17 protein-coding genes are annotated in these 15,182 nt (G+C 70.2%); 15 read left to right on the top strand and 2 right to left on the bottom strand.

Translation table 11 applies throughout. The features are described from left to right. Positions 1 to 175 precede the first annotated feature (175 nt). The gene (gene map / locus ASG04_RS15185) at positions 176 to 955 is read right to left on the bottom strand and encodes a type I methionyl aminopeptidase (protein WP_056126035.1); all 780 of its coding nucleotides are present in this window, start codon (positions 953 to 955) and stop codon (positions 176 to 178) included. 178 nt (positions 956 to 1,133) lie between these two features. Here map and rplS point away from each other — a divergent pair, with 178 nt between their 5' ends. The 9 genes from rplS (at position 1,134) to ASG04_RS15140 (ending at position 8,073) form a co-directional block, all read left to right on the top strand. Next, the gene (gene rplS / locus ASG04_RS15180; protein WP_056126034.1) at positions 1,134 to 1,490 is read left to right on the top strand and encodes a 50S ribosomal protein L19; all 357 of its coding nucleotides are present in this window, start codon (positions 1,134 to 1,136) and stop codon (positions 1,488 to 1,490) included. A 72-nt stretch (positions 1,491 to 1,562) separates the two neighbouring features. After that, positions 1,563 to 2,309: a signal peptidase I gene (gene lepB / locus ASG04_RS15175; protein WP_056126032.1), complete on the top strand. Its 747-nt coding sequence runs from the start codon at positions 1,563 to 1,565 to the stop codon at positions 2,307 to 2,309. Then, positions 2,306 to 3,025 (top strand): ribonuclease HII, encoded by a 720-nt coding sequence (locus ASG04_RS15170; RefSeq protein ID WP_056126030.1) that lies wholly within the window; start codon positions 2,306 to 2,308, stop codon positions 3,023 to 3,025. Before lepB ends, ASG04_RS15170 begins: the two co-directional genes overlap by 4 nt. Before the next feature lie 65 nt (positions 3,026 to 3,090). Further along, the gene (locus ASG04_RS15165) at positions 3,091 to 3,414 is read left to right on the top strand and encodes a DUF2469 family protein (protein WP_056126028.1); all 324 of its coding nucleotides are present in this window, start codon (positions 3,091 to 3,093) and stop codon (positions 3,412 to 3,414) included. Between the two features lie 97 nt (positions 3,415 to 3,511). Next, a complete protein-coding gene (locus ASG04_RS15160; RefSeq protein WP_056126026.1) occupies positions 3,512 to 3,862 on the top strand; it encodes a histone-like nucleoid-structuring protein Lsr2 in 351 nt (116 codons plus the stop codon). Between the two features lie 154 nt (positions 3,863 to 4,016). Continuing rightward, entirely contained in the window at positions 4,017 to 4,370 is a 354-nt protein-coding gene (locus tag ASG04_RS15155; protein ID WP_056126152.1) for a YraN family protein, read from the top strand. Beyond that, on the top strand, positions 4,367 to 5,899 hold the full coding sequence (locus ASG04_RS15150) for a YifB family Mg chelatase-like AAA ATPase (protein WP_056126024.1): 1,533 nt from the start codon (positions 4,367 to 4,369) through the stop codon (positions 5,897 to 5,899). The genes ASG04_RS15155 and ASG04_RS15150 overlap by 4 nt, the downstream gene beginning before the upstream one ends. Beyond that, a complete protein-coding gene (locus ASG04_RS15145) occupies positions 5,896 to 7,113 on the top strand; it encodes a DNA-processing protein DprA (RefSeq protein ID WP_056126022.1) in 1,218 nt (405 codons plus the stop codon). The genes ASG04_RS15150 and ASG04_RS15145 overlap by 4 nt, the downstream gene beginning before the upstream one ends. 33 nt (positions 7,114 to 7,146) lie before the next feature. After that, positions 7,147 to 8,073, top strand: coding sequence for a tyrosine recombinase XerC (locus tag ASG04_RS15140; protein ID WP_056126020.1), 927 nt, complete (start codon positions 7,147 to 7,149; stop codon positions 8,071 to 8,073). A gap of 161 nt (positions 8,074 to 8,234) precedes the next feature. Here ASG04_RS15140 and ASG04_RS17660 read toward each other — a convergent pair whose 3' ends face one another. Then, positions 8,235 to 8,813 (bottom strand): M23 family metallopeptidase, encoded by a 579-nt coding sequence (locus tag ASG04_RS17660; protein WP_162241734.1) that lies wholly within the window; start codon positions 8,811 to 8,813, stop codon positions 8,235 to 8,237. A gap of 340 nt (positions 8,814 to 9,153) precedes the next feature. On the opposite strand from ASG04_RS17660, the gene ASG04_RS15130 reads away from it, so the two are divergent. The 6 genes from ASG04_RS15130 to ASG04_RS15105 all read left to right on the top strand — a co-directional run bounded on the left by ASG04_RS15130 (position 9,154) and on the right by ASG04_RS15105 (position 15,165). After that, positions 9,154 to 10,596, top strand: a complete 1,443-nt coding sequence (locus tag ASG04_RS15130) for a sugar porter family MFS transporter (protein ID WP_056126016.1) — start codon at positions 9,154 to 9,156, stop codon at positions 10,594 to 10,596. Between the two features lie 257 nt (positions 10,597 to 10,853). Continuing rightward, the gene (gene rpsB / locus ASG04_RS15125; protein ID WP_056126014.1) at positions 10,854 to 11,792 is read left to right on the top strand and encodes a 30S ribosomal protein S2; all 939 of its coding nucleotides are present in this window, start codon (positions 10,854 to 10,856) and stop codon (positions 11,790 to 11,792) included. A gap of 87 nt (positions 11,793 to 11,879) precedes the next feature. After that, the gene (tsf, locus tag ASG04_RS15120; protein ID WP_056126013.1) at positions 11,880 to 12,707 is read left to right on the top strand and encodes a translation elongation factor Ts; all 828 of its coding nucleotides are present in this window, start codon (positions 11,880 to 11,882) and stop codon (positions 12,705 to 12,707) included. Between the two features lie 119 nt (positions 12,708 to 12,826). Further along, positions 12,827 to 13,546, top strand: coding sequence for a UMP kinase (gene pyrH / locus ASG04_RS15115; protein ID WP_056126010.1), 720 nt, complete (start codon positions 12,827 to 12,829; stop codon positions 13,544 to 13,546). Positions 13,547 to 13,591: 45 nt separating this feature from the next. After that, complete coding sequence (gene frr, locus ASG04_RS15110; RefSeq protein WP_056126008.1) at positions 13,592 to 14,146, top strand: ribosome recycling factor; 555 nt, start codon at positions 13,592 to 13,594, stop codon at positions 14,144 to 14,146. Next, positions 14,146 to 15,165, top strand: coding sequence for a phosphatidate cytidylyltransferase (locus ASG04_RS15105; protein ID WP_082518250.1), 1,020 nt, complete (start codon positions 14,146 to 14,148; stop codon positions 15,163 to 15,165). Before frr ends, ASG04_RS15105 begins: the two co-directional genes overlap by 1 nt. Positions 15,166 to 15,182 lie beyond the last annotated feature (17 nt).

The raw sequence follows: 15,182 nt of genomic DNA, 5'->3' as shown, positions 1-15,182 counted from the left end.
GGCCCGGAATCCGGGCCACCAACGCGCGTTTCGACCTGCTGTGTCGGAGGCCTGCCGAGCAGGCGGCTCCTGGCGGACGGGAGGCCCGGTGCCAGCTGGCACCGGGCCTCCCCACCGGCACGGCCGGCCCGCCGCTGGCCCGTCGGTCCGGAACCGGCGGCGTGGGCCCACTCCGTCAGGCGCGCTGAGCGCGACGCAGGGTCAGGATCTCGGGACCGGTCTCGGTGACGGCGACCGTGTGCTCGACGTGCGCGGCACGGGATCCGTCGACGCTCCGGAGCGTCCAGCCGTCATCGTCCTGGTACAGCTCGTCGGTGCCGCGCATCAGCCACGGTTCGATCGCGACGACGAGGCCGGGTCGGAGCTTCAGGCCGCGGCCCGGTCGCGCGTCGTTCGGCACATGTGGTTCGCCGTGCATCGTGCGCCCGACCCCGTGGCCGCCGAACTGCAGGTTGACGTCGTAGCCGCCCTGGTGCGCGACCCCGCCGATCGCATGCGAGACGTCGCCGAGCCTGTTGCCGGGGCGCGCCGCGGCGATCCCGGCGACCAGGGCGCGTTCCACCGTGTCGATCAGCCGCTGGTCCTCGGCGTCCTGGGTGCCGACCTGCACCGTCACGGCGGAGTCTGCGACCCAGCCATCGAGACTCGCCGCGAAGTCGAGGCTGACCACGTCGCCGTCCTGGAGCCGGTAGGCGTGCGGCAGGCCGTGCAGCGCGGCGTCGTTGACCGACGTGCAGAGGTTCCTGCCGAACGGCGACTTCCCGAACGACGGGTGGTAGTCGACGTAGCAGCTCACGGCGCCGCGGTCGGCGATCATCCTGGCGGCCAGCCGGTCGAGGTCGAGCAGGTCGACGCCGACGTCCACCGTGGTGAGCAGCTCGTCGAGCACGTCGGCGACGAACCGGCCGGCGGCGCGGAGCCCGTCGAGTTCGTCGGGGGTGCGGAGTTCGATCATGCGTCCATCCTGGTCGGTGCGGATCCGTTTGGCTGCGACAGGACGATGTGGCAGTATTGAGCGCTGTGCCCTGGCTGGACTCTGCCACGGGGGAGTCGCCGACACCGGGCACATCACCACTTCGTTTCCGAATTCGATCCGCGGCGACCCGTGCGCGTCCGCAGAGAGTGACCCAACAATGAGCCAGCTCCTCGACAACGTCGACGCAGCATCGCTGCGGACCGACGTCCCCGACTTCCGTGCGGGTGACACCGTCAAGGTCCACGTGAACATCATCGAAGGCACGCGCTCGCGCATCCAGGTCTTCCAGGGTGTCGTCATCGGCCGTCAGGGCCACGGGCTCGGCGAGACCTTCAAGGTCCGCAAGGTCAGCTTCCAGGTCGGCGTCGAGCGCTGGTTCCCGGTGCACTCGCCGATCATCGACCACATCGAGGTCGTCACCCGTGGTGACGTGCGCCGCGCGAAGCTGTACTACCTCCGCGAACTCCGCGGCAAGGCGGCCCGCCGCAAGATCAAGGAGAAGCGCGACAACTGATCGCCNNNNGATGTACGGTTGTGCATCGGCGGGGGGCTTCCCTGTTCCCTGTTGTCCTGACTCGAGGGTGGAATGACCGACACGACCGAGAACGACGTGCATCGGCCGCGTTCCCCCAAGCAGCGGAACGGCGTCCTGACGTTCCTGCGCGACCTGCTCATCATCTTCGTCGCCGCACTGCTGGTGTCGTTCCTCGTGAAGACGTTCCTGATCCGCTCGTTCTACATCCCGTCGGCGTCGATGCAGAACACCCTGCAGATCAACGACCGGGTGATCGTGAACGAGCTCGTCCCGGACACCGTCGCGCTGAAGCACGGTGACGTCGTCGTCTTCAAGGACCCGGGTGGGTGGCTCACCGGCTCCGAGGTGCCGAGCGTGACGCCGACGTCCCAGCCGGCGAAGGCGATCGACTGGCTGCTGACGCAGGTCGGCCTCGGGACTGGCGACAGCGACGACCACCTCATCAAGCGCGTCATCGGCCTGCCGGGCGACAAGGTGGCCTGCTGCAACGACCTCGGGCAGATGACGGTCAACGGGGTGCCGCTCAAGGAGCCGTACCTCAAGCTGCCCGCGGGGGAGACCCGGGCCTCGGGCACGGACTTCTCGGTCACGGTGCCGAAGGGCACCATCTGGGTGATGGGCGACAACCGCTACGACTCGAAGGACTCCCGCTACAACGGGAACACCCCGTCCAAGGGGTTCGTGCCGCTCTCCGACGTCACCGGTCGGGCATTCGTGATCTCGTGGCCGACCAGCCGCTGGACGTGGCTCGACGACTACCCGAACGTCTTCGCGGGGGTCGAGGAGAAGGACCGGTGACCCCGGTCCGTCCGTCGCTCCGGCTCGAGAAGTCCCACTTCGCGGCCGGGCGCGTGACGGTGATCGGTGTGGACGAGGTGGGGCGTGGCGCCATCGCGGGTCCGGTGGCCGTCGGCGTCGCTGCCGTGACGGTCGACGTCCGACGGGTGCCGCAGGGCCTTGCCGACTCCAAGCTGATCTCGGCGGCGCGCCGCACCGAGCTCGTGCCGGCGGTCACCCGGTGGGCGAGGACGGCCGTGGGCATGGCCTCGGCGTCCGTCGTGGACTCCGAGGGCATCGTGCCCGCGCTCGGTCTCGCCGGAGCACGAGCCCTGTCGTCGCTCGTCGCGTCCGGGGTCTCGCTCGAGGGGGCGGTCGTGATCCTGGACGGGTCGTTCGACTGGCTCTCGCGCGCTCTGCCACCGACGCTCGTCACCGCTTCGGCTCCGCTCGACGTCACCGTCCGGGTGAAGGCCGACCGCGACTGCGCCTCGGTCGCCGCGGCCTCGGTCGTCGCGAAGGTCGAGCGAGACGCACTGATGGTCGCCGCGCACGAGGATGCCCCGCACTACGCCTGGGCGTCGAACAAGGGGTACGGGTCCAGCGCGCACTACGACGCGATCCGGGCCGTGGGGCCGCACAGCATGCACCGGACGACGTGGTTGCACACGGTCGTCGCCGCGACACCCTCGGTCGTGCTCGACGGGTTCGAGGAACTGGACGGGGTCGCCGGCTGAGCTCGTCGGTCGGTCTCGCGCCATGTGGTCCGTCGCGCGCTCCTGCGCCGTAGACTGTGGCCGCAATGGATGACGACGAATTCGACGACTACGACCGCGAGGTCGAGCTCGCCCTCTACCGTGAGTACCGCGACGTCGTGGCGCAGTTCCGCTACGTGGTCGAGACCGAGCGACGGTTCTACCTCGCCAACGAGGTCGAACTCGCCCGACGCGACACCGAACACGACTTCTACTTCGAACTGACCATGAACGACGTCTGGGTGTGGGACGTCTACCGTTCCGACCGATTCGTGAAATCGGTCCGCGTGCTGACGTTCAAGGACGTGAATGTCGAGGAACTCACGACGCGGGAACTCGAACTGCCGAAGGAACTCGCACTCGACGAGTGATCGTCGACTTTTCTGCCGCAGGAACGTCCTCCGACATTCCTTGGGAATGCGCGGTACGCTGACGGGGAATTCCTGTCCCCACAGCAAGGAGAACACAATGGCGCAGAAGGTCACCGTGCAGCTCGTCGACGACCTCGACGACTCGCCCATCACACCCGGTGCAGGACGGACCGTGGAATTCGCTTTCGACGGCTCCACCTACGAGATCGACCTGTCCGACGACAACGTGGACAAGTTCCGCGAATCGATCTCCGACTACGTCGCCGCCGCGCGCAAGGTGAGTGGCCGCCGTACCGGTGCCACGAGCACCCCGAAGGCCGCGCCCAAGCGGGGCAATTCCGAAGAGCTGGCCAAGGTCCGCGAATGGGCCAAGGAGAACGGGTACGAAGTCTCCACCCGCGGGCGTATCTCCACCCAGGTGCAGGAAGCGTACGCAGCCGCGCACTGAACGACTGCTCTCCAGGACCCGATCGACCACCATGGTCGGTCGGGTCCTGCGCGTTCGGCACCGTTGTTCCTGCACAGGTGCGTGAGGGTCGAATTTCCTCCACAGATCATGGTCCGGCCCGCCGTCCGCCTTTCTGGTTCGCGACGCTGTGCTCATGGGAACAGCGGAATTGGGTGCGCAGGGTGAAGACATCGCTGCTGCATGGCTCGAACGACACGGGTACACGATCGTCGACCGCAACTGGCGGTGTGCTCGCGGCGAGGTCGACATCGTCGCCCGGTGCGCCGACGGTCTCGTCTTCGTCGAGGTGAAGACCCGCAGCGGGGCGACGGCTGGGCACCCGCTCGAAGCGATCACCCGGACCAAGCTCCGGCGGCTCCGGCAACTCGTGCCCGCGTGGTTCGCGGCGCACCCGGACCACGCCGCGCCGCAGATCCGGATCGACGCGATGGCCGTGCACCTGATCGGGCCTCGTGCGGTCGTCGAGCACGTCGAGGCGATCGTATGAGCGACATCGGGCGATCGGCGGCCGTCGCACTGCTCGGGGTGAGCGGGCGGCTGGTCGAGGTCGAGGCGCACCTGACCAGCCAGCTCCCCGGATTCAGCATCATCGGGCTGCCGGACACGTCCCTCGGTGAAGCGCGTGAGCGTGTCCGCTCGGCCGCGGCGAACGCGGGCTGTCCGCTGCCGGCGCGACGCATCACGGTCAACCTCACACCCGCGGCGATACCGAAGCGGGGCTCGGGCTTCGACCTGGCCATCGCGATGGCGGTGCTCGCGGCGGCCGGCACGGCCCCGCGGACCTCCGGTCGGGTCGTCTACGTGGGCGAACTCGGACTCGACGGACGCGTCCGTCCGGTCCCCGGCGTGGTCCCGATGGTGCTCGCGGCGCGTGCGGCCGGTGTCGCGCGGGTCGTCGTGCCCGTGGGCAACCTCGAAGAAGCGCTCGTCGTCCCCGGCGTGCTCGTGCACGGCGTCGACTCACTTCGCGGTGCTGCCATCGACGCCGGGGCGATGCTGCCCGCCGTCGACGTCGACCCCGTCCTGCCGACCGCCCTCGCCGACGTCCGGGTCCCCGATGCCGAGTTCGGCGACGTCCTCGGCAACGAGATCGGCGTCCGGGCGATGCTGACCGCTGCTGCGGGCGGACACCACGTGCTGTTGCTCGGACCGCCCGGCGCGGGCAAGACGATGCTCGCCGAGCGGCTCCCCGGGCTCCTGCCCGACCTGCACTCCGAGGCGGCGCTCGAGGTCGCGGCCGTGCGTTCGGTCGCCGGTCTCGGTGCTCGGTCGTGGACGACCCGCCCGCCGTGGGAAGCCCCACACCACTCCGCGTCCGCGATCGCGCTCATCGGCGGCGGCTCGGGCACGATCCGGCCGGGTGCCGTGTCCCGGGCGACGCAGGGCGTGCTGTTCCTCGACGAGGCCCCCGAGTTCCCGCGTGCGGTGCTCGATGCCCTCCGACAGCCGCTCGAGTCGGGCCGGATCACGGTGCACCGCGCCGCCGGATCGGCCGAGTTCCCGGCGCGGTGCCAGGTGGTCTTGGCCGCCAACCCCTGTCCCTGCGGCCACGCCGGCAGCAGACCCGAGCTGGGCGGACCCGTCTGCGACTGCTCGCCGACCACCGTCCGGCGCTACCTCGCGCGGATGTCCGGGCCGCTCCTCGACCGCATCGACATCCGCGTGCAGGTGCCTCGGGTGACGGCCGCGGTGATGCGGCGGTCGGCCGGGACGACCCCGACCACCGCCGAGGCGCGGGTCGTCGTCGAAGCCGCACGCGCCCGCATGACGGACCGACTCGCCGGCACCGGGTGGAGCAGGAACGCCGAGGTCACGGGTGCATGGCTCCGGGGGCCGGGTCGAGCTGAGCCCGGTGCGACGACGGCCCTGGACCGAGGCCTCGAGCTCGGCACGCTGACGATGCGCGGGTGGGACCGGGTGATGCGCCTGGCCTGGACGATCGCCGACCTCACCGCGGTCGACCGTCCGGGTGGCGATCAGGTGTCGGCGGCCCTCGGGCTGCGGAGCGGGCTGTGAGCGCCGCCGACGCCGAGGCGCTCGCGCGGGTGGCGTGGAGCGCACTCGTCGAACCGGGGGACAGCACGGCCGGTGCGCTGGTCCGGATGCTCGGCGCGGAACGGTCGCTGCGGCTCGTCACCGGGCCCGGACCGGTGCAGGCGATCCGCGACGCGTGCGCCGCCGACGTCCATGCCGACGACTCGCTGGCCGACGGGCTCGCCGACGCACTCGTCGTGGCGCTGGAGCGGTGGCGCCCGCGGTTCGCCCGAGCCGACCCGGAGCGGATCCTCGATGCGGCGACGGCGGTCGGAGCGACCCTCCTGCTGCCGGGCGACCCCGAGTGGCCGGCGGGCATGGACGACCTCGGGGAGCACGCGCCACTGGTGCTCTGGCGTCGAGGCCGGCCGCGTGGGGACCAACCGCCCGTCGTGTCGCGTCCGTGCCTGTCCGTCGTCGGTGCCCGGTCGAACACGCTCGCCGGTGCGGAAGCGTGCGCCGAGATCACCTCGGCTGCTGCGGACGCCGGGTGCACGACCGTGAGCGGGGGCGCCTACGGGATTGACGCCGTCGCACACCGGGTCGCCATCGCCGCGCGGACGCCCACGGTCGCGGTCCTCGCCGGTGGCGTCGACCAGCTCTACCCGGCGGGGCACGTCGAACTGCTCGGCAACGTGGGGCGACAGGGCATGCTGCTCGCCGAGTCCCCGCCGGGCACCCCGCCCACCCGATGGCGGTTCCTCGCACGGAACCGGTTGATCGCGGCGCTCGGGCACACCGTCGTGGTGGTCGAGGCGGCTGCGCGGTCGGGAGCGCTCAACACGGCGCACCACGCGGCGCAGCTCGGGCGCCCGGTGTTCGCCGTCCCCGGCGCCTTCTCGTCTCCAGCCTCGGTCGGGTGTCACCGGCTGGTGGCCGACGGCGTCGCGCAGCTGGCCGTGTACGCCCATGACCCGGTGCGCTCCGCCGTCGCCGTCCACAGCGGCGTCGACCCCGACGACACGCCGACCACGTTGTGCTCGGCGACCGTCGACCCCGAGACGGTCCGGGTGGTCGATGCGCTGGGCCGCCGACCGATCACGGTCGTCGAGGTCGCCGAGCGCTCGGGGCTCTCCGTCGCCGCGGCCACCGACACGCTGGCGCTCGCCGAACTGCAGGGGCTCGTCGAGCGTCGCGTCGACGGCTGGGTGCTGGGTGCTGCTGGTCGTTCCGGTCCGACGGGTCGGCGCGCATGAGCGGGAGCGGTGCGGACGCCTACGCTGTCCGACATGGACCACGACGGCGGGACACTCGGCGCTGCGGTCCTCGCGTTCCTCGGACACACCGCCACCGGGCGGGGGCTCAGCGAGCAGACGGTGCGGGCGTACCGGGGCGACCTCGAGGACCTGCTCGGGTTCTGCGCCCAGCGCGGGGTCGACCGGGTCGCCGACTGCTCGCTCGACGTCCTGCGCGACTGGCTGTGGGCCGGCAGCGAGCGCGGGCTCGCGCGGTCGAGCATCGCGCGGCGATCGTCGTCAGTCCGCGCCTTCACCCGGTGGGCGACCGAGACCGGGCTCGTCACGACGGACCCCGGTGTGCGACTCCGTGCACCGAAGGGCGCGGCGCACCTGCCACGCGTCGTCTCCGAGGACCAGGTGCGGACGTTGCTCGACGGCCTGGCGGCACGTGCGAGCTCCGATGACCCGAGTGCCCTCCGGGACCTGGCGCTCGTCGAACTGCTGTACGCCGCGGCCATCCGCGTGAGCGAGCTCGTCGGCATCGACGTCGGCGACCTCGACCGTGGTCGCCTGACGGTCCGTGTGCTCGGGAAGGGCGGCAAGGAGCGCGTCGTGCCGTTCGGTGTCCCCGCGCGGGACGCCGTCGAGGGCTGGCTGGACCGGGGACGACCGGTGCTGCTCGGTCGGGCCGCCGGACCGTCGGATGCGCTCTTCCTGGGGGACCGCGGCGCCAGGCTGGGGGTCCGGAGCGCCTACCGCGTGGTCGCCCGGTTGCTGCAGGACCTGCCCGGCGAAGGGCCGAGCGGACCGCACACGTTCCGACACACCGCCGCGACGCACCTGCTCGACGGGGGAGCCGACCTGCGTGCCGTCCAGGAGCTCCTGGGGCACGCGAGTCTCGGGACGACGCAGATCTACACGCACGTGTCGTCGGCGCGTCTACGCGAGGTCTACCGCACGGCACACCCCCGCGCCTGACGGCTCGCCTCGGTGCACCCCGCTCGGCGGCTCGTGCCGGTGCTGATCGCCCCGGTGTACACCGCTCGGCGGCTCGTGCCGGTGCTGATCGCCCCGGTGCACACCGCTCCGAGGCTCGTCCCGGTGCGGATCGCTCGATGCCTGCCCCCGCCCTCGTCGGGTCATCCAGGCCAGGCATCGTCCGGCAGGAGCACTGGCCAGGCCGCCGAGGGCAGGTACGCTATCGGGTCGACGTACCGGTCGTCGACCCGGGCCCCGAGGTGCAGGCACGGCGAGGTCGACGGACAGTGCCCGACCGCGACCGTCCCGACGACGTCGCCCTGCGCCACCGGCTGGTCCTTCGTGACCGACGGCGCGACCGAGTCCAGCGTGCTGACGAGTCCGCCGCCGTGGTCGATCGTCACGACCCCACGACCGGCAACGGACCCCGCGAACGCAACGACTCCGTCGTCGACGGCGACCACCGGAGTTCCCAGCGCCGCGGGGACGTCGATCCCCCGGTGCCCGGCGCCGTAGTCGCCGTCGGGCGCTTCCCACGGTCGCTCGACCACGCGGTCGCCCGTCGGCCACACCCACGGAGCCGTCGCACGCGCGGGGGTCTGCGTGGACGCGGCAGTGCCAGCGGGGGATACGGCACCGGGTGCTGGCATCGGTTCTCTCAACGCGGCCACTGCGAGCACCGGGGGAGGCAACAGCACCGCGACGAGGGACGCCGCGACGGTCAGGAGCGGTCGGGTCATGGGGCCAGCCTGGCGGCGGTGGAGCCGGCCAGGTCGGCATGTTGGCCGACCTGTGGAGGGTGAGCCGGGCCTCCAGGATGTGGAGGGGCCGCGCATCGGCACCACGAGGTGCGCGCGTCGGCACCACCGCGTGCGCGCGCCGGCACCACCGCGTGCGTGCGCCCGCACCGCCAGGTGCGGACGCCCGCCCCGCCGCCGCAATCCGCCGATGTGACCATCCGTCGATCGGGGAGTACAGTCGGGGCCGCTCCGGAACACGCAACGCCGCTCGGACGGCGAACCAGCCGACCGCCGGGGCACCGTGCCCACACGCAGCACGGCGGCAGAACCCAGGAGCATCGTGTCCAACACAGCCACCGGGCACGGCGAGGACCGTGCGTTCAAGGGGAAGGTCACCGCGTTCGCCATCGCAGCAGCGGTGGGCGGTTTCCTCTTCGGTTTCGACTCGTCCGTCATCAACGGTGCCGTCGACGCGATCAAGGGTGAGTTCGGCCTGTCTGAGGCCGCCAGCGGCTTCGCGGTCGCCTCGGCACTGATCGGGTGTGCGTTCGGTGCGTTCTTCGCCGGGCGTCTCGCCGACCGGTTCGGCCGCACCCGCATCATGTTCTGGGCAGCGGTGCTGTTCTTCGTCTCGTCGATCGGCTCGGGCTTCGCGTTCGCCACGTGGGACTTCGTGATCTGGCGTCTGGTCGGCGGTCTCGGCATCGGCACCGCGTCGGTCATCGCGCCCGCCTACATCTCGGAGGTCTCCCCGAAGGCGATCCGTGGGCGGCTGGCCTCGTTCCAGCAGCTCGCCATCACCCTCGGCATCTTCGCCGCCCTGCTGTCCGACCAGTTCTTCGCGGTCACGGCAGGCGGCGCGTCCGAGGTCGTCGCCGGTCTTCCGGCATGGCGTTGGATGTTCCTGGTCGGCATCGTCCCGTCGATCGTCTACGGCATCCTCGCCATCACCCTGCCGGAGTCGCCGCGCTACCTGCTGGCGAAGGGCCGCACCGAGGACGCGCGCGAGGTCATGACGAAGATCGTGCCGCGCGACACGGTGAACACGAGCCTGGAGGAGATCCAGGACGGCATCGAGAAGGAAGCCAGCGAGAAGAAGGGCTCCATCCGCGGCAACCGCTTCGGTCTGCAGCCGATCGTCTGGGTGGGCATCATCCTGGCCGTGCTGCAGCAGTTCGTCGGCATCAACGTGATCTTCTACTACTCGACGACGCTCTGGCAGGCCGTGGGGTTCAAGGAGAGCGACTCGTTCCTCATCTCGACGATCACCTCCGTGGTCAACGTCGCCGTGACCTTCATCGCGATCTTCTCCGTGGACAAGCTCGGTCGGAAGCCGCTGCTGACCGCCGGTTCCGCGGGCATGTTCGTGTCGCTGCTCATGGTCGCCATCGCCTTCTCGCAGGCGACGATCGTCAACGGCTCGCCGCAGCTGCCCGGCGCGTGGGGGATCGTCGCCCTCATCTTCGCGAACCTGTTCGTCGTGTCCTTCGGCGCGACCTGGGGCCCGCTCATGTGGGTGCTGCTCGGTGAGATGTTCCCGAACCGCATCCGCGCCACCGCGCTGGGCGTCGGCTCCGCCGCGAACTGGGTCGCGAACTTCCTGGTCACGATCACGTTCCCGGTCCTGTCCGGCTTCAACCTGACGGTCACCTACGGCATCTACGCGCTGTTCGCGCTGATCTCGCTCTTCTTCGTCATCGCGAAGATCCCGGAGACCAAGGGCCGCTCGCTCGAGGAGATGGGCATCACGGCCGAAGGCGACACGGTCGACGCGAAGGCGTAGTCACCACCACGGCCAGGAGGCACGGTGCGGGTCCGACCCGCACCGTGCCTCCTTCCCGTCCTGCTAGTATCTCTGCAGCAGCGCGCTGTGCGCGCTGACTTCGCGTGTCCACGCAACACACCCGGTCATCGGTCCCGCTCTCGAGCGGGCGGTCGCGTGTCAGGACACCAGGGACAACGACCTCCGGTCGTGGTCGACACAACCGCACCAGGTGCACGGTCATGCCGCGCGCCGAGAACAACGAAGGAGGACGGCACATGGCCGTCGTCACCATCCGCCAGCTGCTCGACAGCGGCGTCCACTTCGGACACCAGACCCGTCGGTGGAACCCGAAGGTGAAGCGATTCATCCTCGCCGAGCGCTCCGGCATCCACATCATCGACCTGCAGCAGTCGCTGGCCTACATCGACCGCGCGTACGACTTCGTCAAGGAGACGGTCTCGCACGGCGGCACGATCCTCTTCGTGGGCACCAAGAAGCAGGCGCAGGGGTCCATCGCCGAGCAGGCGACCCGCGTCGGCCAGCCGTACGTCAACCAGCGTTGGCTCGGCGGTCTGCTCACGAACTTCCAGACGGTCTCCAAGCGCCTCGCGCGCATGAAGGAGCTCGAGGAGATCGACTTCGACGACACGACGAAGGGCTTCACCAAGAAGGAGCTCCTCATCAAGAAGCGCGAGCTGGACAAGCTCCACAAGACCCTCGGCGGCATCCGCAACCTCACGCGGACCCCGAGCGCGCTCTGGATCGTCGACACCAAGAAGGAGCACCTCGCCGTCGACGAGGCGCAGAAGCTCGGGATCCCGGTCATCGGCATCCTCGACACCAACTGCGACCCCGACGAGATCGCCTACCCGATCCCGGGCAACGACGACGCGATCCGCTCGGTCGGCCTGCTGACCCGCATCATCGCCGACGCCGCTGCCGAGGGCCTCAAGACCCGTCACAACGGTGGCGACGACGACGAGGCCACCGAGCCCCTCGCCGAGTGGGAGCAGGAGCTCCTCGGTGGCGAGACCGCCGCTCCGGCCGCCACGGAGACCCCGGCCGCTGCCGCCTCCGAGACCCCGGTCGAGGAGAACGACGCCGACGCACAGGTCGCCGCGAAGGAGATCGGCGAGCCGATCGCCGACGACGCGAAGAACGCGGAGCCGACGGCCGAGGCCGAGGCCGCTGCGGAGACCACCCCCGCCGAGTGAGTGTCCGAGGGCGCCGGGCCACGCGGCCCGGCGCCCTCGACGCCGCTCTCCCTCCACACACGCACAGTCCAGAAAGGACGCCAGCCAATGGCAAACTTCACCGCACAGGACGTGAAGAAGCTCCGCGAGGACCTCGGGGCCGGCATGATGGACGCGAAGAACGCGCTCGTCGAGGCCGACGGCGATTACGACAAGGCCGTCGAGCTGCTCCGCATCAAGGGCGCCAAGGCCGTCGCCAAGCGCGATGACCGCGCCACCTCCGAGGGCGTCGTCGTCGCGACCGCCGACAACGGTGCCGCCACCGTCGTCGAGCTGGCCAGCGAGACCGACTTCGTCGCGAAGAACGAGAAGTTCACCACCCTCGCCGACAAGGTCCTCGCCGCGGTCGCCGCTGCGGGTGCCACCGACGTCGCGTCGGCCAACCAGGCCCCGCTCGACGGCAAGACCGTCCTCGACGTCGTCAACGAGAACGCCGCCGCGCTCGGCGAGAAGCTCGAGGTCCGCACGGTCCGCCGTGTCGAGGGCTCGGCCTTCGAGATCTACCTGCACAAGACCAGCCAGGACCTGCCGCCGCAGATCGCCGTCGTCGTCGCGTACCAGGGTGACAACGCCGCCGAGGCCCGCTCGATCGCGCAGCACGTCGCGTTCGCGAACCCGACGTACCTGACGCGCGACGAGGTCCCGGCCGACGAGATCGCCAAGGAGCGCGCCACCGTCGAGGCGATCACGCGCGAAGAGGGCAAGCCCGAGGCCGCCCTCCCGAAGATCGTCGAGGGTCGGGTGAACGCCTACATCAAGCAGGTGTCGCTCCTCGACCAGGACTACGCGAAGGACAACAAGATCTCCGTCGCGAAGGCCGCCAGCAACGCCGGCATCACGATCCAGGGCTTCGCTCGCGTCAAGGTCGGCGCGTAACGAACCCGTGACGGGGTCAGGAACCAATCGGTTCCTGACCCCGTTTCTGTGCCCGCGGCACCACCGACCGCTCGGGCGCTAGTAGATTCCACGAGACGCACGCAACGAAGGGCGACCACATGACCGACGAGAAGACCGGGCGACGACGGGTCCTGCTGAAGCTCTCCGGAGAGGCGTTCGGCGCCGGCTCCCTGGGGGTCAACCCCGACGTGATCAGCACCATCGCGAAGGAGATCGCCATCGCCGCGCGCGACGTCGAGGTCGCCATCGTCGTGGGCGGCGGCAACTTCTTCCGCGGTGCCGAGCTCTCGCAGCGGGGCATGGACCGGGGGCGCGCCGACTACATGGGCATGCTCGGCACGGTCATGAACGCGCTCGCCCTGCAGGACTTCCTCGAGCAGGCCGGTGCAGCCACCCGCGTGCAGTCGGCGATCAGCATGACCCAGGTCGCCGAGCCCTACATCCCGCGGCGTGCTGAGCGGCACCTCGAGAAGGGCCGGGTCGTCATCTTCGGTGCCGGTGCCGGGCTGCCCTACTTCTCCACGGACACCGTCGCGGCGCAGCGTGCCCTCGAGATCGGCGCCACCGAGGTCCTCGTGGCCAAGAACGGCGTCGACGGCGTGTACTCCGCCGACCCCAAGAAGGACCCCTCGGCCGAGAAGCTCGACCACGTGACGTACCAGGACGCCCTGCTCAAGGGGCTCAAGGTCGTGGACGCCACCGCTTTCTCGCTCTGCATGGACAACGGCATGCCGATGCACGTGTTCGGCATGGAGGGCGAGGGCAACGTCCAGGCAGCCATCCGCGGTGAGCGCATCGGCACGGTCGTCAGCAACTGACACCTCGCCTGACTAGACTCGACGACGTACCGAAGGAGAACCACCGTGATCAGTGATGTCATGACCGAGGCCACCGAGAAGATGGCGAAGGCAGTCGACGTCGCGAAGGACGACTTCGCAACCGTCCGGACCGGCCGCATCAACGCCGCGCTCTTCCAGAAGATCCCCGTGGACTACTACGGTTCGCCGACGCCGCTCGCGCAGCTGGCCTCGCTCCAGACCCCCGAGGCGCGCACGCTCATCGTGACGCCCTACGACAAGACGGCGCTCAAGGAGATCGAGCGGTCCATCGCGACCTTCCCGAACCTCGGCGCCAGCCCGACCAACGACGGCGAGATCGTCCGCGTGACGATCCCCGAGCTCACGCAGGACCGCCGCAAGGAGTTCGTCAAGCTCGTCCGCGGCAAGGGCGAGGACCACAAGGTCGTCATCCGCAACATCCGCCGCCGGGCGAAGGACGACCTCGAGGCACTGAAGGGCGAGGTCTCCGACGACGAGATCGCACGCAGCGACAAGGACCTCGAGACCCTCACCAAGAAGCACGTCGACCTCATCGACGACGCGCTGAAGAAGAAGGAAGCCGAACTCCTCGAGGTCTGATGCCGCGTCGTGACGAGGGCGCAGACCGCCCCACAGCAGATGATCCCCGTCCCGCGACGAAGGGCTTGCGGCACGACTTCGATGCCCGGGCTCGAGCCGCCCGCGAGGACTTCGAGACCCAGCTCCGGCAGCGTCGCGCGTCGTTCGACGCACACCGGGCGTCGTTCGACGCCCGCAACGAAGCCCTGACGGCGCGGACGGGGCGCAACCTGCCTGCGGCGATCGCGATCGCCCTGGCCTTCGCCGTGGTGATGCTCGGGTCGCTCCTGATCTTCACGCCGGTGTTCATGGTCGTCGCCGCGTTCCTGACCGGGTTCGCGGCGTACGAGCTCGCGAGTGCGATGCGCTTCGCCGGACGCGACGTCCCGCGCATCCCGAGTGTCGCGACCGGCATCGCGATGGTCCCCGCGGCGTTCCTCGGCGGTCCGGTGCAGGTGCTGTTCACGATCCTGGGCGGCATCGTGCTGATCACCGTGTGGCGACTGGTCGAGGTGGCTGTCGCCCGGCAGAAGCCGTCGGCGGGCAACGTGTTCCGCGACCTGACGAACGGCCTCTTCGTCCAGGCCTACGTCACGCTGCTCTGCGCCTGCGTGGTGCTGCTGTCGGCCCTGCCCCGAGGCAACTTCTGGGTGGTCGGCTTCGTCCTGGTCGTGGTGGCCGTCGACACCGGCGCCTACGCCACGGGGCTCAACCTCGGCAAGCACCCGATGGCGCCCCGGATCAGCCCGAAGAAGACGTGGGAGGGCTTCGCGGGGTCGGTCGCTGCCAGCATCGTCATGGGCATCCTGGTGTCCTGGCTGATGCTCGGCGAGCCGTGGTGGTTCGGCATCATCCTGGGCGTGCTCATCTCCGGGTCCGCCACGCTGGGAGACCTGACCGAGTCGATGATCAAGCGCGACCTCGGGATCAAGGACATCTCGTCGTTCCTGCCGGGGCACGGCGGGCTGCTCGACCGGATCGACAGCATCCTGCCCTCGGCAGCCGTCGCCTACCTGCTGTACCTCATCGTCAACCACTGAGGCCCCCGGCGGTTCCG

This window comes from Curtobacterium sp. Leaf183 (assembly GCF_001424385.1).
GTDB lineage: Bacteria > Actinomycetota > Actinomycetes > Actinomycetales > Microbacteriaceae > Curtobacterium.
This window is presented reverse-complemented; position numbering and strand designations above follow the sequence as displayed.